Here is a 17,896-nt window from a genome sequence, read left to right as displayed (position 1 = left end):
CCAGGCTGTAGCCGATGCTGCCTTTCCCATCAGCCCCGAAGGCCGGCGCAAACTGTGCCTGCACGTCACCCGCACTCAGGCTGGCACTGGCCACCCCGTCACCGCCAACACCGCCCAGACTGACCAGGCTTTCATCCACACTTGCACCCAGACGCGGGGCTTCTTCTGCCAGCCCGGCGCGCGGGCCGTCATCGTCAAAGTTGAATACCGAACGCTCGCCATCTACCAGACTAATGGTGGCGCTGTCTGTGACGCTATCCCCATCGCCATCCACCCGGGTTACGCTGTATTGCAAACCCAGAGTGTTCTGGCCGCTCAACAACAATGACAGCGACTCATCAAACAGGCTTGTGTTACCGTGAGACAAAGCCTCAAACTGGGTGGTCTGCAGCTGCGCAACGCCATCCACGGTCACAATCTTGATGCTGAACACTACATCACCGTCACCGCCTACCCCTTGCAGCTCGGTCGCGCTCACGGCATTGAGAGTAATCGCACCGCCATCGGTCGCCGACAGGTTGGTCTTGACACCCTCGCTGCCCACGCCCACAAAACTGAAGCTGCCTGTCGTACTGCCAGCGCCATCAGCACCATAGCTGCCACTGCTGATAAAGAGAGACAACAGACCACCAGCGATCGCAGTGGTGGCCTGTGCCAGTGCCCCGCTCACATCGTCACTGACGTAACCATCATCCACATCGCTACTGTTGTAGGTGTCTCCCTTGCCAACAGTCTCGTCCAAGCTCACCGACAAGCCGCCAAAGTCAGCCTCTTCCGCCACGCCCACACTCTGGCTTGGAACATCATCCAGCACCGCAATATCCAGAGTAGCGCTGGTCGTATCTCCATCGTCATCCGTCAGTGTCACTAGAAGATTTTCACCCAACTGAGTATCGTTGGCAGGTTGTTGATGAGCTTCGTTATCAAGAAGGGTATAGCTGTAGATCACTGAGCCATTACCCGTAACCGGATCGTAGGTAATGGCCGTAATTTGCAGAGTGTTACCCAAAGGGGTATCAACCGACTGCGGCAAGGTCACGACTGCGCCATTACTGATCAGCTGAAGTCCCCCCACACTCAGTAGCTGAACCCCATCAGGAGCATTGAAGGTAAATGTGCCGCTTTGAGTCAATTTAGCGGCATCTGGTGCAGAGCCATCTGCCAGATTGGCATCACTCACCTGCACTTCCCCACCTTCAACAGCCAACCCTTGCAGATTTACCCCTTCATCAACCGGAGTAATAGTAATAACAAGAGTTGACGATACGGTGTCCTGCCCATCGGTTACTTGATAAGTGACAGCAGGTACCGCCCCGTCGTAGTTAGTTGCCGGGGTAAATGTGTAACTGCCATCTGCATTGATGATCAGGGTACCAACACCGGTAATTGTTGCAGCAACACCAGCTGGAACTCCGATATTGATCCCCCAGTCATAAGAGACGATCGTGGCGGTAGCCGGCCCGTCAGGGTTGGTACTGTTATCCAGAAGATTGCCGCTGATAGGCGAATCCTCCTGGGTAGTCACTGTTTCATCCAGATCTGCCAGTACATTTACCAACAGCGGGTCTGCAGCCTGAGCTTGATCAAGCACAGGTGTCGTATCGTAGGTTGTATCAAAACCGGCAGCAGCTATTGTGGCATCTCCGACACGGTCGATAGTGACAAAGCCACCATTACCACTCGTTCCAGCGACCCCGCCAATCCCACCACCGCCACCACCGGCTGCAGGAGCACCACCTGCGGCTGACGCTTCAAAGTTTTGAGTCGGGTCAACACCTTGCAAGATTGATTTTTGCAAAGCCGCTATATCGGAAGGCGCTCCATCACCATTGGCATTTGTACCACCCTGCGGCTGATCGGGTTGAGCCTCATCGGCACCGGTTGGCTGGTTCTTTGCAGGGGAATCATCGTAGGGCGAAAGGGCCAACTTGGCATCATCGGCGATGACCAATTTGGCACCGGGTTGCAAAATCTCGCCTTTTTGCAAAAGACGCTGAGTTCCATCAGCCAGCACTATCTCTACTTTGCCTTCAACACCCGATACAACGACGGTTTTATCGATGACTTGAGTACGCATATCCATTGCTCCAAGGTGGCGGATCTCGCTGGATACACCTTAGAAGCACTTGCCAACTCTAACCGTTGCAAAAAATATATATATTGGCGGAACAGGGATGTTCAAGAATGAACCAAATCGAACGAAGCTGTTTTTTCCTTTAATATCAAAACACTAACAAAAGACCTTATTGAGGCCTTATTCACTTTTTCATTCACTAATGACAAATTGATTTTATGAACAATATAAAAAGCGGCCCTGAAGGCCGCTTTGATTCAGAAAACATCGTTTCAGGATAGGGGAAACGCCGGGTGAACAAATCCCTGGTATCCATCGATATGCAATTTGGAGAGTAGCTCCACTTGCTGCTGGTCTTCCACCCGCGTGGCAATGGTCAGAACACCGGCATTGTGGGCGGCACGACAAACAGCGGCAAGGAAGGAGGTATCTGCCCCCGGCTCCATCACCTGGCTGGTATAGCCATGATCCACCTTAACATAAGCAGGGGCCAACTCTTCCAGATAACCGAGGGACTGGAAGTGGCGACCATAATGATCAACACCCCATTCGAAACCAAGTTGACGCAATACCTGAACCAGTGCGGTCACTTGCTCCCGATGTTTCACAATCGCCGCCTCTGGAATTTCAAACAGCAGACGCCCCTGCAGATTTACATGCTCCGAGAGGAATTCTGGCAACCACGCCAGGAAATCATCAGAGCAAAGTGAACCAGCGGTAATATTGATGGCCAGCGTCAACTCGGCATCTTGTTGCAACAAGCCGGTACTCGACTCCAAGATAGCCTGGTCAAATTCACTCCCCAGTTTGAACTGTTCAATAGCAGGCAAGAATTGTCCTGCAAAGTAATCCGTTCCATCGCGCGAAATAGAGGCAAACAACTCGGCATGCATGCGCGAACCATTATCAAAGCGGCAGGCGGGTTGTGCCTTGAAGCGCCATAGATGACGGTTAATCGCATCTTGTACCAGATCGCGCCATGCCAGACGCCCCATCATGCCCTGGCTATCCCCGCCTTCAATTACAACAGCCCCACGACGTTCATTACGGGCTTTACCAAGTGCATTATCTGCCTTGGTCAATAGAGCTGAGAGATCATCGTTACCATCACGGCCCGCAATACCGATAACAGAGAGCGGGTTGCCCTCCTCCATCGGATTAACCACCAGGTCTGCAATACGGGAGTTAATAATCTCTGCCAGCTCTTTGAGCTGCTCAAAATCATCAGTCGGGCATAACAGTGCATACTCGGTTGCCGAAATGCGTGCAACAGCGGCGCCATCCCATCCCTTAAGCTGCTCGCGCAACACCTGGGCGATGGACTTGACCATATTGTCACGAGCCGCGAAACCTTCATCACGGTAGATATCTTCCAGCATATCCACCGCAACCAGCATAACCCCGCCTTGACCAGCTTCAGCAATCCAGGCATTTACTTGGCCAACAAAATAGGCTCGATTACCCAAACCGGACACCGCATCGACATAGACGCGCTCACGCAGTTTTTCTGCCTCTTCAGCCTGTTCTTTGAACTGCACAGCCAGCTTGCCGGAGAGAATATTGATGGCCTGAACAACTTGCTTCAGCTCATGAGTCCGAGGTTCGGGGATGGTATGACCAAAATGGTGCAACTCAATCTCGACGGCCTGGTCGCAAATCTGTTTGAGCGGCTTTAACAGGAAGTTCAGCGCTCTCATCAACAAAATAGTAGTAATCAGAAAGCCAATCACGAACCAGGTTGCCAATTCGCTCATGCCCACCCACAGCTCGTGATAAGCCTGGCCCGGATGACCGACCACCTTCAATTTGCCAAGCTGTAGCCAACCAGATGTCAGAATCGACTCATTGGAGACTTCAGGAAATAATCCCAATTTAATAAACCAGTCCGGTACGCCCTGAATACGGCTGCTGTTCTCCTCTTCAATCACATCTTTCGAGGCAAGCAGATCAAGCCGCACAATACGATAATAACCACCGTCAAATATCGCCTTGATCACCGACTCGGCACCGACTTTGTCTCCGTTTTCCAGATAGGGAGTCAGTGCCAGCCCCAGTGACGTCGCGGTGTTTATCACCGTAGTTTCCTGCTGCTGTGCAAGATAGGAGCGTGTCGAATTGAATTGCACCCAATAGGTGGCTGCAAACAACAGTCCAAACAACAGCAACATGGTGGCCAATAACTGTCTGTAGAGCGTCATAGGTTAATCATCCAAATTCACCACAGGCCGAGCCAATCGCCCTGATGTCATGCGATTGCGTAAATCATTCCATAACCCCAAGCGGGATGAATCACCAGCCAGTTCCCCTTGGCCTCGCGCTTTCATCAACCACAAGTGACTACCGTTAAAACTGAAAACAGGCACAAGGTCATGCCGCTGGGTAGCGGGACGAATTGAGCCTATCAAATTGTCCAATATAACCGGAACTGACGATGGTGTTTCATAATAGGCTACGACCATATGAAACTGGTTATAGTCGAGTGCCTTGACGTACACCATGCGCATTTTCTCATCCGGAATACCGAGTTCAAGTAAAGTGGAATACTTGGCAATACTGAAATCTTCGCAATCGCCACCGGAAGCTCCCAAAAACTCCAATGGGGTCGCCCAATAATCTTTTTTACGCCACAACTTTATATCGTCAATAAAACGCATCTGATTAAAGAACTGATTCACCTTTTCCAGCTTCTGGCGTTCAGTTAATCCAGCATCCTTGTTTTGCTGCACCAGTGTGCGCCAAGTGGAGACTCTCTTCCCGGCCCGAATACCGTAGGTCTGCTCAGCGCGTTTGATCAATTGCATATCTTCCTGAGTCAACGGTTGGCTGGCGGAGAGCAATAAAGAGAGAGGGAGTAGGAATAACCACAGAGAAGCACGCACCATTCGCATCAAGCTGCGACTAGCGCCAAACCGGGCATGAGAAATACCAACAGATGACAACCAGAAAGTCACATCATTTTCCTGCCGCATCGTTGATGAAACACTCCTGCACAAATCACCCGGTTTGAGCCAGACAGGATGGCATTATCGGTATCACCATCCTGTCTGCAGTTACCCTAACCAAGAAAGGGCAACTGAATACCAACTTACTGCTTGGCCTGCCACTCGGTAGGCTGTTTGAAGTTGAACGCATTAAGCAGGCTACCCGTCGCATTCAAAATGCGATAGTCGGCCAGCAATGAGTCGTACTCTGCTGTGATATAGCTGCGGCGCGCTTCAAACAGTTCGTTCTCGGTGTTCAATACGTCCAGCAAGGTTCGCTGTCCCAAACCAAATTGCTTCTTGTATGCCTGAACAGTGTCATAGCTGGCATCCACGTGCTCTTTCAAGAAGGTTTTCTGTTTGGCCAATGACTCTTTGGCGTTCCACGCAAGACGAGTTCCCTCTTCAACTTGACGGAAAGCATTCATATGAATGTCTTTTGCCTGAGAGTACAGCGCAGATGTCGCATTGCTTTGTGCCACATCGGAACCACCACGGAACAGGTTGTAACGCATTCGCACCATGGCTGTCAGATCGTCGTTACGGCCTTTAACAGCATTGATATCTTCGTTCCAGTTCTGATCGACCTCAAAAGTCACATCAGGATAGAAACCGGACTTGGCACCTTCATGCTGGTACTTGGCGGCTTCAATATCCTGCAAAGAGGAGAGCAGAGTGGGGTGAACCTCGGTGGCGGTCTTCAAAGCACTCTCGAGTGACGGCGGAAGCAGCTCTGTATTCGGTGTCGGTTGAACCAAGTCTTTTGGCACTTCATTGACGACACGAATAAATTCACTTTCCGCATCACGATAATTGTTTTCTGCCGCAGCCTGGTTGGAATAGGCTCGAGCCACACGTCCATCGATCTGGGTCTGGTCAGCAGTAGAACCAAGGCCGGAGTCAGTACGCTTGCGGATATCGCTGCGGATCTGCTCGTGGGTCTCGAGGTTTTGCTTGGAGAGTTCCAGGATCTCCTGCTGGCGCAGCATATTGAGGTAAACCTCAGCCACACGCAGTGCGGTATTCTCTGCCTCCGAGATCATGGCAAGGCGCTGTGCATTGGCCTCAGCTTCGGTTCTGGAAACGTTGTTGCTGACATTGAAACCGTCAAACAACATCTGACGCAGACTTATCCCCGCCTCTTTACGAGTCATTGAGTCATCAATCGTTGTCGAGTTGGAGCCAGCAGCTCGAGTTGTCGGGCTATCAACCTTTTCGTAGCCAACGCCACCGCGCAAATCGATGGTAGGGTAGTAACCCCCTTTGGCGCCATCATGCTGATAAAGACGAGCCTGATAAAGATCAAACGCCTCTTTGATCTTGGGATGAGTCGCAAGTGCTTGCCCTACCGACTCTTCCAGAGTCTGGGCCTGCACCAATGCCGGTAACATAGTTACGCCACTGACCAGCATGGCAACAATCGTTTTTTTCATGTTATCTCCAGTCATGTCTTGTTTTTAGATTGTTGGCTTATCGTTCTCTCAGTGCCGACTGTTTTGCCCGTAATATCGGCTTAAGCAAATAGTCTAGGACACTTTTTTTACCAGTAATTATATCTGCACTGGCTAACATACCGGGGATGATGGGAAGTGCATTAAGCTCATCGCCCAAGTAACTTTTCTCGGTGCGCACCCGAACCAGATAGAAGGAATTCCCCTCTTCATCCTGGATCGAGTCCGCGCTTATCTGTTCAACCTTACCATGCAAGCCTCCATAGATGGTGAAGTCGTAGGCTGTGATCTTGACCACTGCATCAAGCCCTGGCCGCAAGAACGCTATATCTTTCGGAGATACTTTGGCTTCCACCAGCAGGGTATCTTCCAGCGGAACTATCTCCATCAAATCCATACCGGGCTGGACAACACCGCCCAGAGTATTGACCTTGAGTTTTTTGATCGTCCCTTTAAGCGGAGCAATCACGCTGGTGCGATCAACCCGATCTCGCAATCCGACCTGCCCTTCCGACAACTGCCCCAGTCTGCCTTGTTTTTCATTCAACTCGGTCTGCGAATCAGCCCTGAACTTAAGTGCAATGTCGTTGCGCTTGGAGATGGTCTCACGCAATACCGCATTCAACTTGGGGATCAGCAGATGGTTACTCTCAAGCTCCCCCTGCATTTCGTTGACCTGCCGCTCCAATTTGATCAGCTCAACCTGTGGCACAATCCCCTCTTTCGCCAACGGACGGCTGATATTGAGCTCTTGTCTTGCAAGTTCCACGCTGCGATTGACGGTGCGGATTTTGGCGTTGAGCTCAATCAACTCCTGCTCATTCTGCTCAATCTGCTGGCCTAGAATATAGAGTTGGTTCTTCAGGTTATTGAGACGATCCTTCTGGACTGAACGTTCACGGTTGGCATATTCGGCAAAGACAGTTTCATAGCCATCCGGAAACTCAATGGGCGCTTCGCCCACCACAACCTGTTCACGCCATCCCAGATTCGGCTCGTTTTTCACCTCAACACTGGCCATTTCTGCATGTAACCGAGCAATGTCCCCTTTAAGAGTCACCAGCTCCTGCTCACGCTCGCGAAAATCGGAACGAAAACGGGTGTCATCAATACGTAGCAGTGGTTGGCCCTTTTCGACGATGTCGCCTTCTTTGACGAAGATCTCTTTGACGATCCCCCCTTCCAGGTTCTGGATCACCTGCAACTGGCGAGAAGGGATGACTTTGCCCTGCCCAACAGTCACTTCATCCAACTGCGCCCAAGCGGCCCACACAATCGCGCTCATAAAGAAGAAGAAGCAGCACCAAAGCAGAATGCGCGCCCGGGTCGGTGTCGTCAGCAAAACGGCTGCGGCACCATCATCGACAAAGGCAAGATGCTCGGGGGCTGGCAACACTTCATCGGAAGAGCGCTTTTTTAATCCCTTGAACCAGCCTAACAACCGCTTAGCCATGGGATACCTCCTGCAGCCGTACCTTGCCCTCTTTGAGCTGTTGCAACACCGCCTCTTTCGGGCCATCAGCCACGATCTGTCCCTGCTCAATCACTATCACTCGGGATGCGACATCCAGCATGGAGGTTTTGTGGGTGATGAGAATCAAGGTCGTTTCCGGACCCAGTCTGGCCAACTCCTGTTTCACCAGCATTTCAGACTGGTTGTCCATATTGGAGGTCGGTTCATCCATCACCAGAATGGGCGGGTCATTAAGGAGCGCTCGGGCCAACAGGATGGCCTGACGCTGGCCACCCGAAAGTTGGCGCCCACCTTCACCTATCTGCCGATCCAGACCGTTGGGATCCCGGTTGGTAAAGTTGGTCACACCGGCCCGTTTGGCGGCGCGCAATACCCGCACATCGTCCACCAGCGGATTACCCAGCATGATGTTGTCACGCACCGAACCAAAAAAGAGCACGACATCCTGCGGCACACAGCCAATGTTGCGGCGGATCACCGAGGGGGGCAGCTGATCGAGTTCAAAACCATCGATTCTGACCGAGCCATCTGTCGGACGATAGAGGCCCATCAAGAGCTTTTCGAGGGTGGTTTTGCCTGCACCGATCCGGCCGATAATTGCCACCTTCTCACCCGGCTGGATGCGCAGATTGATATTGTGCAGGGTACTGGTCTCCATTCCCGGATATTTGAAGGAGACACTCTCGAATTCAATCCGACCAGAGATAACCGGATGATGGATATATTGTTTCCCCTCCTCCTGCTCACCCGGCGTTACCATGATCTTTTCCAGAATATCCAGCGCAGACTTGGCCTGGTTATAGCGGGTCGAGAGCACAGAGAGCTGCACCATGGGTGCGATGGCACGGCTGGATAGCATCACGGCCGCGATCATCCCCCCCATGGTCACATTGCCCTCGGATATCTGGTAAACCCCGACAATAACCAACCCGACCGTCACCACCTGCTGGATGTAGCTCGCCAGTGACGACATGGAGTTGGTGATGCGGCGGGTCTGTACGCCCCAGGTAGAGATATGAGATACCGCCTGCTCCCAGCGATGCTGGAACATGCTTTCGGCACCAAAGATCTTCACAGTCTCAAGGCCCGAAATACTTTCGATCAGGTTGGCGTTTTTCTGGGAAGCCAGCCGCGATCCCTCTTCAATCGACTTCTTGAGCGGCTCCTGAATATAGAAGCTGTAAGCGATCAAAATCAGCATGGCAACAATGGGCACCACCACCATGGCACCGGCAAAGATCCAGATAATAAAGAGGAAGAAGATGGCGAAGGGGAGATCAATCAGCGTTGATACCGTTGCTGAGGTAAAAAACTCCCGTACCGACTCAAACTCCTGCAAATGTTTGGCAAAAGCACCAGTTGAGGCAGGACGAGACTCCATCCGCATGCCCATCACCTTGGCAAAAATCTTCGCAGAGAGCAGTACATCCGACTTTTTACCGGCGATATCAATGAAGTAACTGCGCAGCTGCCGCATCACATAGTCGAAGGTAAAGACAACCATGGCACCCACTGCCAACACCCAGAGCGAGTCAAACGCCAGATTGGGCACAATCTTGTCATAGACATTCATGGTAAATAGCGGGCTGGCTATTGCGAACAGGTTGATCAGAATGGACGCGATCAATACATCACGATAAATTCCGCGGGATTCAAACAATGTACTCCAGAACCAGTGACCGTCACGGCTTTCCAGCACCTTGGGCGAACGTTCATCAAACTTGAACTGTTTCTTCACATAGAAGAGGCGCCCGATATATTCGTCCCCCAGCTGGGCGACAGCAACCCACTGGGTCGCATCCCCAGCCTGCGGAAAAATCACTTTTCCCTGGCTTCGATCTTCATTCCATTCCAGCAAAATACAGGCGCCGCCATTGCGCATCTGTAACACGCAGGGCAGCAGCAGCGGGGAGATCTCATCAAGCGGCTGAATAACTTCACGGGCAGAGAGTCCTCCCCGCTCGGCAGCACGACCAAAAAGCGACGTGGTCAGACGCCCCGATACCAAGGGTAAACCGGTCGTCAGGGCATCCTGACTGTTGGGCACGCCGTAAAAGCGGGTCAGAAAGACCAAGCACTCCAATAACTCATCAATACGACTTGTTTCTGCTTGCATAGCATCCTGTCACTGCATGAATGAGGTCGAGATAACCCCGCTGCCACCAGAACCTGTTCTTGCCAATCCAGATCAAGAACAACTGCCGCCACTGGCAATACCGCGGAGGGGAACGGCGCATCCGGGGTCATTAACCCGGTTCGTTCTAAACAGCGGCATGGCTCATTATCGATAAAAGAGCGAGTGAAATACTCTGCTGACGTTTAGCTCATCGTTAAATGTGGCTGAACGTAATTGATAGCGATATCTATTATGGTGCATCACTATATCAATCCGTACGCACCAAGACTATAGCTAAATCTATGAAGCTTTTTATATAAGCCTATGTTTTATGGGAAAATAGTAACTCTCCGCTCAACTACAGCTCAGAAAGCATAAAGGGTCTTCCCAGTGCGTACCCTTGTGGCCCCTGACTTGCGAGGGCCTTGGCGATCTCGCTCATGGCCGTCCAGCGATTTTCACACCAGACAGGAGCCAGCAGAGTCGGACGACGAGCTGAGGCCGAAATGCGGTGATATACCACCTCGGGTGGAGTGTGCTGGATCATGGCGACAGCGGCTTCCACATACTGCTCCAGCGTCAATACCTCAAGCCGACCCGCCTGCCACGCCTTGCCAAGGGTACTGCCCTCGACCACATGAAGTGGATGGAGCTTGATCCCCTCCACGCCGGTTTCCACGATGCGATGCAGGGTATCGAGGCTATCCATCGGCACCTCGCCCGGCAGACCGACGATCAGATGGGCACACACCTTGATACCGCGCTGATGAGCCCGCATCACTGCATCCACATAGGCAGCATAACCGTGACCCCGGTTGATCCGTTGCAGGGTCTTGTCGTTGGCACTCTGCAAACCGAGCTCCAGCCACACCTCGTAACCCCGGGCCTGATAGCCTGCCAGCAGATCCAATACGGCATCCGGCACGCAATCAGGTCGAGTGCCGACGCAAAGTCCCACCATATCGCTCACCGACAGCGCCTCTTCATACATCCGCTGCAGATACTCGACCTCGGCATAGGTGCTGGTATAGGCCTGAAAGTAGGCAAGATAACGCTTGGCACGGGTCACCTCGTCCCGACGGGCCAGCAGTTGCTGCACCACAGAGAGCTGCTGGGCCGATTCATCGGCGAAGGAAGAGACATTGCAGAAGGTGCAGCCGCCACGGCCCAGGGTACCGTCCCGGTTTGGGCAGGTGAAGGCGCCGTGAATGGAGAGCTTGTGGATCTTCTGGCCATGACGCTGCTTGAGATCCTGACCGAATGTATTGACGAGTTCGTGTAACTGCATGACACCTCCGCTAAAGGAGCGTCATTGTACGAGCTTGCGCAAATACGGCGCTGAGCTGGATCAAGGGAAGAAAGGGTCAGAATTCATATAAATATTCACCATTTTGCGGATAAATATATGAAACCAGCCGATTATTGATGCTTTTGAGACCTTGACTGCCACGGGGCAGAGCCAGCAACCATATCTGCAATGGGATATAAACTATTGTTGAACAATGAAAAAATTTAAGAGTACGGCTTGTGGGCAAATGCAAGAGACAGGATTGTGAAATGTGATCACCTTCGTCCTTGTCATCCATGATTTGGTAAAATTACTACAGTTCTCGATACCCATGGAGTAAACCACCAAAACGAGCATATGCAGACTATTAATCCAAAAAATATATTTTAATCAGAACAAAAACAAAGCAAGGCGTAATTCATCGCCGCAAATCCATATTTTGTTATGTGAATGTAACATTGCAAAGAGCCCGGAAGTCCAATTGACCTTGCTGAAAAATCCCATTAGTTTGGAGATTCGCCACGTCAGGCAGACGGAACCACAAGAGCCAGTCGCAATTTATGCAGTCAGACGATGACTGTGCGATGCAAGGCCGAGCAAGGGAGATATGCAATGTCACTATATGATCCAAAGCTGGAGAGGGATAACTGTGGCTTCGGCCTGTTGGCCCACATGGAAGGGGAAGCCAGCCACAAGCTTGTCCGTCTCGCGATGTCAGCATTGGCTCGCATGCAGCACCGAGGCGGGATCTCCGCTGATGGCAAGACCGGCGACGGTTGTGGCCTGTTGCTGCAAAAACCGGACAGCTTCTTCAGAGCTGTCGCCGAGGAGAAGGGATGGCACCTCGGCCGCAACTATGCGGTCGGCATGCTGTTCCTCAACCCTGACCCCGTATTGGCCCAGGCAACTCGCGACATCATCGACGAGGAGCTGGAAAAAGAGACCCTGAGTCTGGTCGGCTGGCGCAAGGTGCCCGTCGATACCAACGTACTCGGTACTATCGCCAAAGCCTCCCTGCCCAGCATTGAACAGGTCTTTGTCAACGCCCCGCCCGGCTGGGTCGACAAGGATCTCGAGCGCCGCCTCTATATCGTGCGTCGCCGCATCGAAAAGCGTGTCAACGACGACTACTTCTATGTGGTCAGCCTCTCCAATCTGGTCACCGTCTATAAAGGGCTGTGCATGCCGGTGGACTTGCCGCGCTTCTATCTGGATCTCGCCGACATCCGCATGCAGGCGGCCATCTGCGTCTTCCACCAGCGCTTCTCCACCAACACCAGCCCGCGCTGGCCGCTGGCCCAGCCGTTCCGCTATCTGGCCCACAACGGCGAGATCAACACCATCGCCGGCAACCGCCAGTGGGCCAAGGCGCGCAGCTACAAGTTCGCTACCCCGCTCATTCCCGATCTGCAGGAAGCGGCACCCTTCGTCAACACCACGGGGTCGGACTCCTCCAGCCTCGACAACATGCTGGATCTCTTCCTTGCCGGTGGCATGGATCTGTTCCGCGCCATGCGTCTGTTGATCCCGCCTGCATGGCAAAAACATCCGAACATGGATGACGACCTGCGCGCCTTCTACGACTTCAACTCCATGCACATGGAGCCGTGGGATGGCCCGGCCGGTATCGTCATGACAGATGGCCGCTACGCCACCTGCGCCCTTGACAGAAACGGCCTGCGTCCGGCCCGCTACGTCATCACCAAGGACAAGTTCATCACGCTGGCCTCCGAAGTTGGCACTTGGGACTACACCCCGGACGAAGTGCTGGAGAAGGGCCGGGTAGGCCCGGGCGAGCTGTTCGTGGTGGATACTAGCAACGGCAAGGTGTGGACCAGCTTCGAGATCGATGACGATCTCAAGAGCCGCCACACCTACAAGCAGTGGATGGACAAACATTGCCGCCGGCTGGTCCCCTTCGAGCAGATGGACGACAGCCAGACCGGTAGCCGCGAGTTCTCCGATGAGCAGCTGAAAACCTATCAGAAGCTGTTTGGCTACTCCTTCGAGGAGCTGGATCAGATCATCCGGGTTCTCGGTGAAAATGGTCAGGAAGCGGTGGGATCCATGGGGGATGACACCCCGATGGCGGTACTCTCTTCCTGCGCACGCACCCTTTATGACTACTTCCGCCAGATGTTTGCGCAGGTGACCAACCCGCCCATCGATCCGCTGCGGGAAAACCACGTCATGTCGCTCGCCACCTGTATCGGTCGTGAGCAGAACGTCTTCAACGAGACCTTCGGCCACGCCCACCGGGTGCTGTTCCAGTCACCGATCCTGCTCTACTCCGATTTCCACCAGTTGCTGGCACTGGAGGGGGAGTACTACCGCCACAAGGTGATCAGCCTCAACTTCAAGCCCGAAGAGGGGTTGGAGGCAGCCATCCTGCGCATCTGCGAGGAGGCCAAGGCTGCCGCCAGGAGCGGTACCGTGCTGCTGGTGCTGTCGGATCGCGACATCAGCATCGATACCCTGCCGATCCCGGCCGCCATGGCGGTGGGGGCGGTGCAGCGCACTCTGGTGGACAACAACCTGCGCTGTGACGCCAACATTCTGGTGGAGACCGCGAGCGTGCGCGATCCGCACCACTTCTCGGTGCTGCTCGGCTTTGGCGCGACCGCCATCTACCCCTATCTGGCCTACGAAACCCTGGCCAAGCAGGTTGAAGAGGGTGTGCTCGCCATGCCCCTGCGCCAGGCGATGGTCAACTACCGCAACGGCATCAACAAGGGGCTCTACAAGGTGATGTCCAAGATGGGCATCAGCACGGTCGCCAGCTACCGCTGTTCCCAGCTGTTTGAAGCGGTGGGTCTGGCCAAAGCCGTGGTCGAGACCTGTTTCCGCGGCGTATCGAGCCGTATTCTGGGCGCCGACTTTGCCGACATCCAGCAGGATCAGCTCAAGCTCGCCCGTCAGGCCTGGCTGGCCCGCAAGCCCCTCGCCCACGGCGGCCTGCTCAAGTTCGTTCACGGCGGCGAGTACCACACCTACAACCCGGATGTGGTGCAGACCCTGCAAACCGCAGTGCGCTCCGGCAACTATGCCGATTACAAGGAGTACGCCCGTCTGGTCAACGAACGCCCGGTCTCTACCCTGCGTGACCTGTTGGCCCTGAAGAAGGTCGACAATCCGGTCGCACTGGATCAGGTTGAGCCAGCCGACAAGCTGTTCCCCCGCTTTGACTCCGCCGCCATGTCCATCGGTGCCCTCGGCCCTGAGGCCCACGAGGCGCTGGCTGTTGCCATGAATCGCCTCGGCGGTCAGAGCAACTCCGGCGAAGGTGGCGAAGATCCCAAGCGCTTCGGTACCGAGAAGAACTCCCGCATCAAGCAGGTGGCTTCCGGCCGATTTGGCGTCACCCCCCACTACCTGATGAACGCCGATGTGGTGCAGATCAAGGTGGCGCAGGGTGCCAAGCCCGGCGAAGGTGGCCAGCTGCCCGGCGACAAGGTCACCGCCCAAATCGCCCAGCTGCGTTATTCCGTGCCCGGCGTGACCCTGATTTCACCGCCTCCGCACCACGACATTTACTCCATCGAGGATCTGGCCCAGCTCATCTTCGACATCAAGCAGATCAACCCAAGCTGTCTGGTGTCGGTGAAACTGGTCTCCGAACCCGGCGTTGGCACCATCGCCTGCGGCGTGGCCAAGGCCTATGCCGACTTCATCACCATCTCCGGTTATGACGGCGGCACTGGCGCCAGCCCCCTCACCTCGGTCAAATATGCCGGCTCCCCGTGGGAGCTGGGTCTGGCTGAGACCCAACAGGCGCTGGTCGCCAACGGTCTGCGCCACAAGGTGCGACTGCAGGTGGATGGTGGTCTCAAGACTGGCCTCGACATCATCAAGGCGGCCATCCTCGGCGCCGAGAGCTTCGGTTTTGGCACCGGCCCCATGGTGGCGCTCGGTTGCAAATACCTGCGGATCTGCCACCTGAACAACTGCGCCACCGGCGTTGCCACTCAGGATGAGAAGCTGCGTCGCGAGCACTTCACCGGCCTGCCGGAGATGGTGATGAACTACTTCAAGTTCATCGCCGAGGAGACCCGCGAGCTGATGGCTCAGCTCGGCGTCACCCAGCTGACCGACCTGATTGGCCGCACCGATCTGCTGGAAGCCCTGCCCGGCCTCACCGCCCGTCAGGCCAAGCTGGATCTCTCCGGCATTCTGGCCCGTCCGGTGGCACCGGCAGGCTCCAGCCTGTTCAGCCAGCAACACAACCCCACCTTCGACAAGGGGCCACTCAACCTGAAAATGGTGGAGGATCTGCTGGAGGCGGTGGAAACCTCAAGCGGCGGCGAGTTCCGCTACGACATTCGCAACACCGACCGCTCGGTGGGTGCGCGTCTCTCGGGCGAGATCGTCAAACGTCACGGCAATCAGGGAATGGCGGCGGATCCGGTCAAGGTGCACTTCAACGGCACCGCAGGCCAGAGCTTCGGCGTCTGGAACGCAGGTGGCCTTGAGATGATCCTCACCGGCGATGCCAACGACTACGTGGGCAAGGGGATGACCGGCGGCAAGCTGGTGATCAAGCCCCATGTCGGCGTGGCGTTCAAATCCCATGAAGCCGCCATCATCGGCAACACCTGCCTCTACGGTGCCACCGGCGGCAAACTCTACGCCGCAGGCACTGCCGGCGAGCGTTTCGCGGTGCGCAACTCCGGCGCCCTGGCGGTAGTCGAGGGGATTGGCGACAACGGCTGTGAATATATGACCGGCGGCATCGTCACCGTGCTCGGTCAGACCGGCGTTAACTTCGCGGCGGGCATGACCGGCGGCTTTGCCTACGTGCTCGACGAGTGCGGCAACTTCGCCAAGCGCACCAACCCCGAGCTGGTGGAACTGCTGGACGTGGCGGATCTCGCCATCCATCAGGAGCACCTGCGCGGCATCATCACGGCGCACCTCAATGAGACCGGCAGCTCGCGCGCCGAGGAGATCCTGGCCAACTTCGACTCCTATGTGCCCAAGTTCAGGCTGATCAAACCCAAGTCCAGCGACGTGAAATCGCTGCTGGGTCACACCAGCCGTTCCAGTGCAGAACTCAGAATCCAGGCGCAATAAGGAGGGAACCCTATGAGCCAGAACGTATTTCAGTTTATCGATGTGCAGCGGGTCGACCCGCCCAAGAAGCCGCTCAAGATCCGCAAAATCCAGTTTGTGGAGATCTACGAGTCCTTCAATCAGCCGCAGGTACAGATGCAGGCGGATCGCTGCCTCGAGTGCGGCAACCCCTATTGCGAGTGGAAGTGTCCGGTCCACAACTACATCCCCAACTGGCTGAAACTGGCCAAAGAGGGGCGCATTCTGGAGGCGGTGGAGCTATCCCACCAGACCAACAGCCTGCCGGAAGTGTGCGGTCGGGTCTGCCCGCAGGATCGCCTCTGTGAGGGCTCCTGCACCCTCAACGATCGCTTCGGCGCTGTGACCATCGGCAACATCGAAAAATACATCACCGACAAGGCGTTCGAGATGGGCTGGAAGCCCGATCTCTCGAACGTGGTCAAGACCGGCAAGCGGGTCGCCGTCATTGGTGCCGGCCCGGCTGGTCTTGCCTGTGCCGACGTGCTGGCACGCAACGGCGTCACCCCGGTGGTGTTTGACAAATATCCCGAAATTGGCGGCCTGCTCACCTTCGGCATCCCCTCCTTCAAGCTGGAAAAAGAGGTGATGCAGCGTCGCCGCGAGATCTTCCAGGGGATGGGCGTGGAGTTTCGTCTCGAAACCGAGGTAGGCAAGGACATCACCTTCGCCGACCTGCTCGGCGAGTTCGATGCGGTCTTCCTCGGGGTCGGCACCTACAAGTACATGAAGGGCGGCTTTGCCAACGAAGAGGCTCCGGGCGTCTATGATGCCCTGCCCTACCTCATAGCCAACGCCAACCGCTTGCTGGGCTTCGAGAAGGCACAAGCCGACTACATCGACTTCGCCGGCAAGCAGGTGGTGGTACTGGGCGGTGGTGATACCGCCATGGACTGCGTGCGTACCGCTATCCGTCAGGGAGCCGCCAAGGTGATCTGTGCCTATCGCCGCGACGAGGAGAACATGCCGGGCTCCAAGCGGGAGGTGAAAAACGCCCGCGAGGAGGGGGTTGAGTTCATGTTCAACCTGCAACCGGTGGCGGTCGAGCTGGATGCCAGCGGTCGCACCGTCGGCATCAAGGTAGTGAGCACCGAGCTGGGTGAACCTGATGCCAATGGCCGCCGCAACCCGGTGGTCATCGAGGGCTCCGAGCAAGTGCTGGCTGCCGATGCGGTGGTGATGGCGTTTGGCTTCCAACCCAACCCCCAACCCTGGATGGCGGAGTTTGGCATCGAGCTCGACAACCGGGATCGCATCAAGGCCCGCGAACAGGCGGAGTATGCCTTCCAGACCAGCAATCCCAAGGTGTTCGCCGGTGGCGACGCCGTGCGTGGCTCCGATCTGGTGGTGACCGCCATCTACGAAGGGCGCAAAGCCGCCGAAGGGATCATGGACTATCTGGCGGTCTAACCTGCACTTCCGCA

General features: G+C 55.2%; 9 protein-coding genes. 2 read left to right on the top strand and 7 right to left on the bottom strand.

Annotated elements, in window-relative coordinates:
• From AAHA39_RS09455 to AAHA39_RS09425, 7 genes are all read right to left on the bottom strand, one after another.
• The coding region (locus tag AAHA39_RS09455; RefSeq protein ID WP_342690014.1) for a retention module-containing protein at positions 1–2,077 on the bottom strand (2,077 nt) is incomplete at its 3' end.
• Between the two features lie 269 nt (positions 2,078–2,346).
• On the bottom strand, positions 2,347–4,272 hold the full coding sequence (locus AAHA39_RS09450; protein WP_041208464.1) for an EAL domain-containing protein: 1,926 nt from the start codon (positions 4,270–4,272) through the stop codon (positions 2,347–2,349).
• A 3-nt stretch (positions 4,273–4,275) separates the two neighbouring features.
• On the bottom strand, positions 4,276–4,962 hold the full coding sequence (locus AAHA39_RS09445; RefSeq protein WP_232354386.1) for a transglutaminase-like cysteine peptidase: 687 nt from the start codon (positions 4,960–4,962) through the stop codon (positions 4,276–4,278).
• 197 nt (positions 4,963–5,159) lie between these two features.
• Positions 5,160–6,488, bottom strand: a complete 1,329-nt coding sequence (locus tag AAHA39_RS09440) for a TolC family outer membrane protein (protein ID WP_042033160.1) — start codon at positions 6,486–6,488, stop codon at positions 5,160–5,162.
• Between the two features lie 37 nt (positions 6,489–6,525).
• Positions 6,526–7,959 (bottom strand): HlyD family type I secretion periplasmic adaptor subunit, encoded by a 1,434-nt coding sequence (locus AAHA39_RS09435; RefSeq protein ID WP_320656904.1) that lies wholly within the window; start codon positions 7,957–7,959, stop codon positions 6,526–6,528.
• Positions 7,952–10,096: a type I secretion system permease/ATPase gene (locus AAHA39_RS09430; RefSeq protein WP_320656905.1), complete on the bottom strand. Its 2,145-nt coding sequence runs from the start codon at positions 10,094–10,096 to the stop codon at positions 7,952–7,954. Before AAHA39_RS09430 ends, AAHA39_RS09435 begins: the two co-directional genes overlap by 8 nt.
• Positions 10,097–10,454: 358 nt before the next feature.
• Positions 10,455–11,384, bottom strand: a complete 930-nt coding sequence (locus tag AAHA39_RS09425) for a TIGR01212 family radical SAM protein (RefSeq protein ID WP_201960398.1) — start codon at positions 11,382–11,384, stop codon at positions 10,455–10,457.
• 612 nt (positions 11,385–11,996) lie between these two features.
• On the opposite strand from AAHA39_RS09425, the gene gltB reads away from it, so the two are divergent.
• Entirely contained in the window at positions 11,997–16,454 is a 4,458-nt protein-coding gene (gene gltB / locus AAHA39_RS09420) for a glutamate synthase large subunit (protein ID WP_320656906.1), read from the top strand.
• Positions 16,455–16,466: 12 nt separating this feature from the next.
• The gene (locus tag AAHA39_RS09415) at positions 16,467–17,882 is read left to right on the top strand and encodes an FAD-dependent oxidoreductase (RefSeq protein ID WP_005346752.1); all 1,416 of its coding nucleotides are present in this window, start codon (positions 16,467–16,469) and stop codon (positions 17,880–17,882) included.
• The last annotated feature ends 14 nt before the right edge of the window (positions 17,883–17,896 follow it).

It is taken from the genome of Aeromonas sp. SE22 (assembly GCF_038739755.1).
Lineage (GTDB): Bacteria > Pseudomonadota > Gammaproteobacteria > Enterobacterales > Aeromonadaceae > Aeromonas > Aeromonas jandaei.
This window is presented reverse-complemented; position numbering and strand designations above follow the sequence as displayed.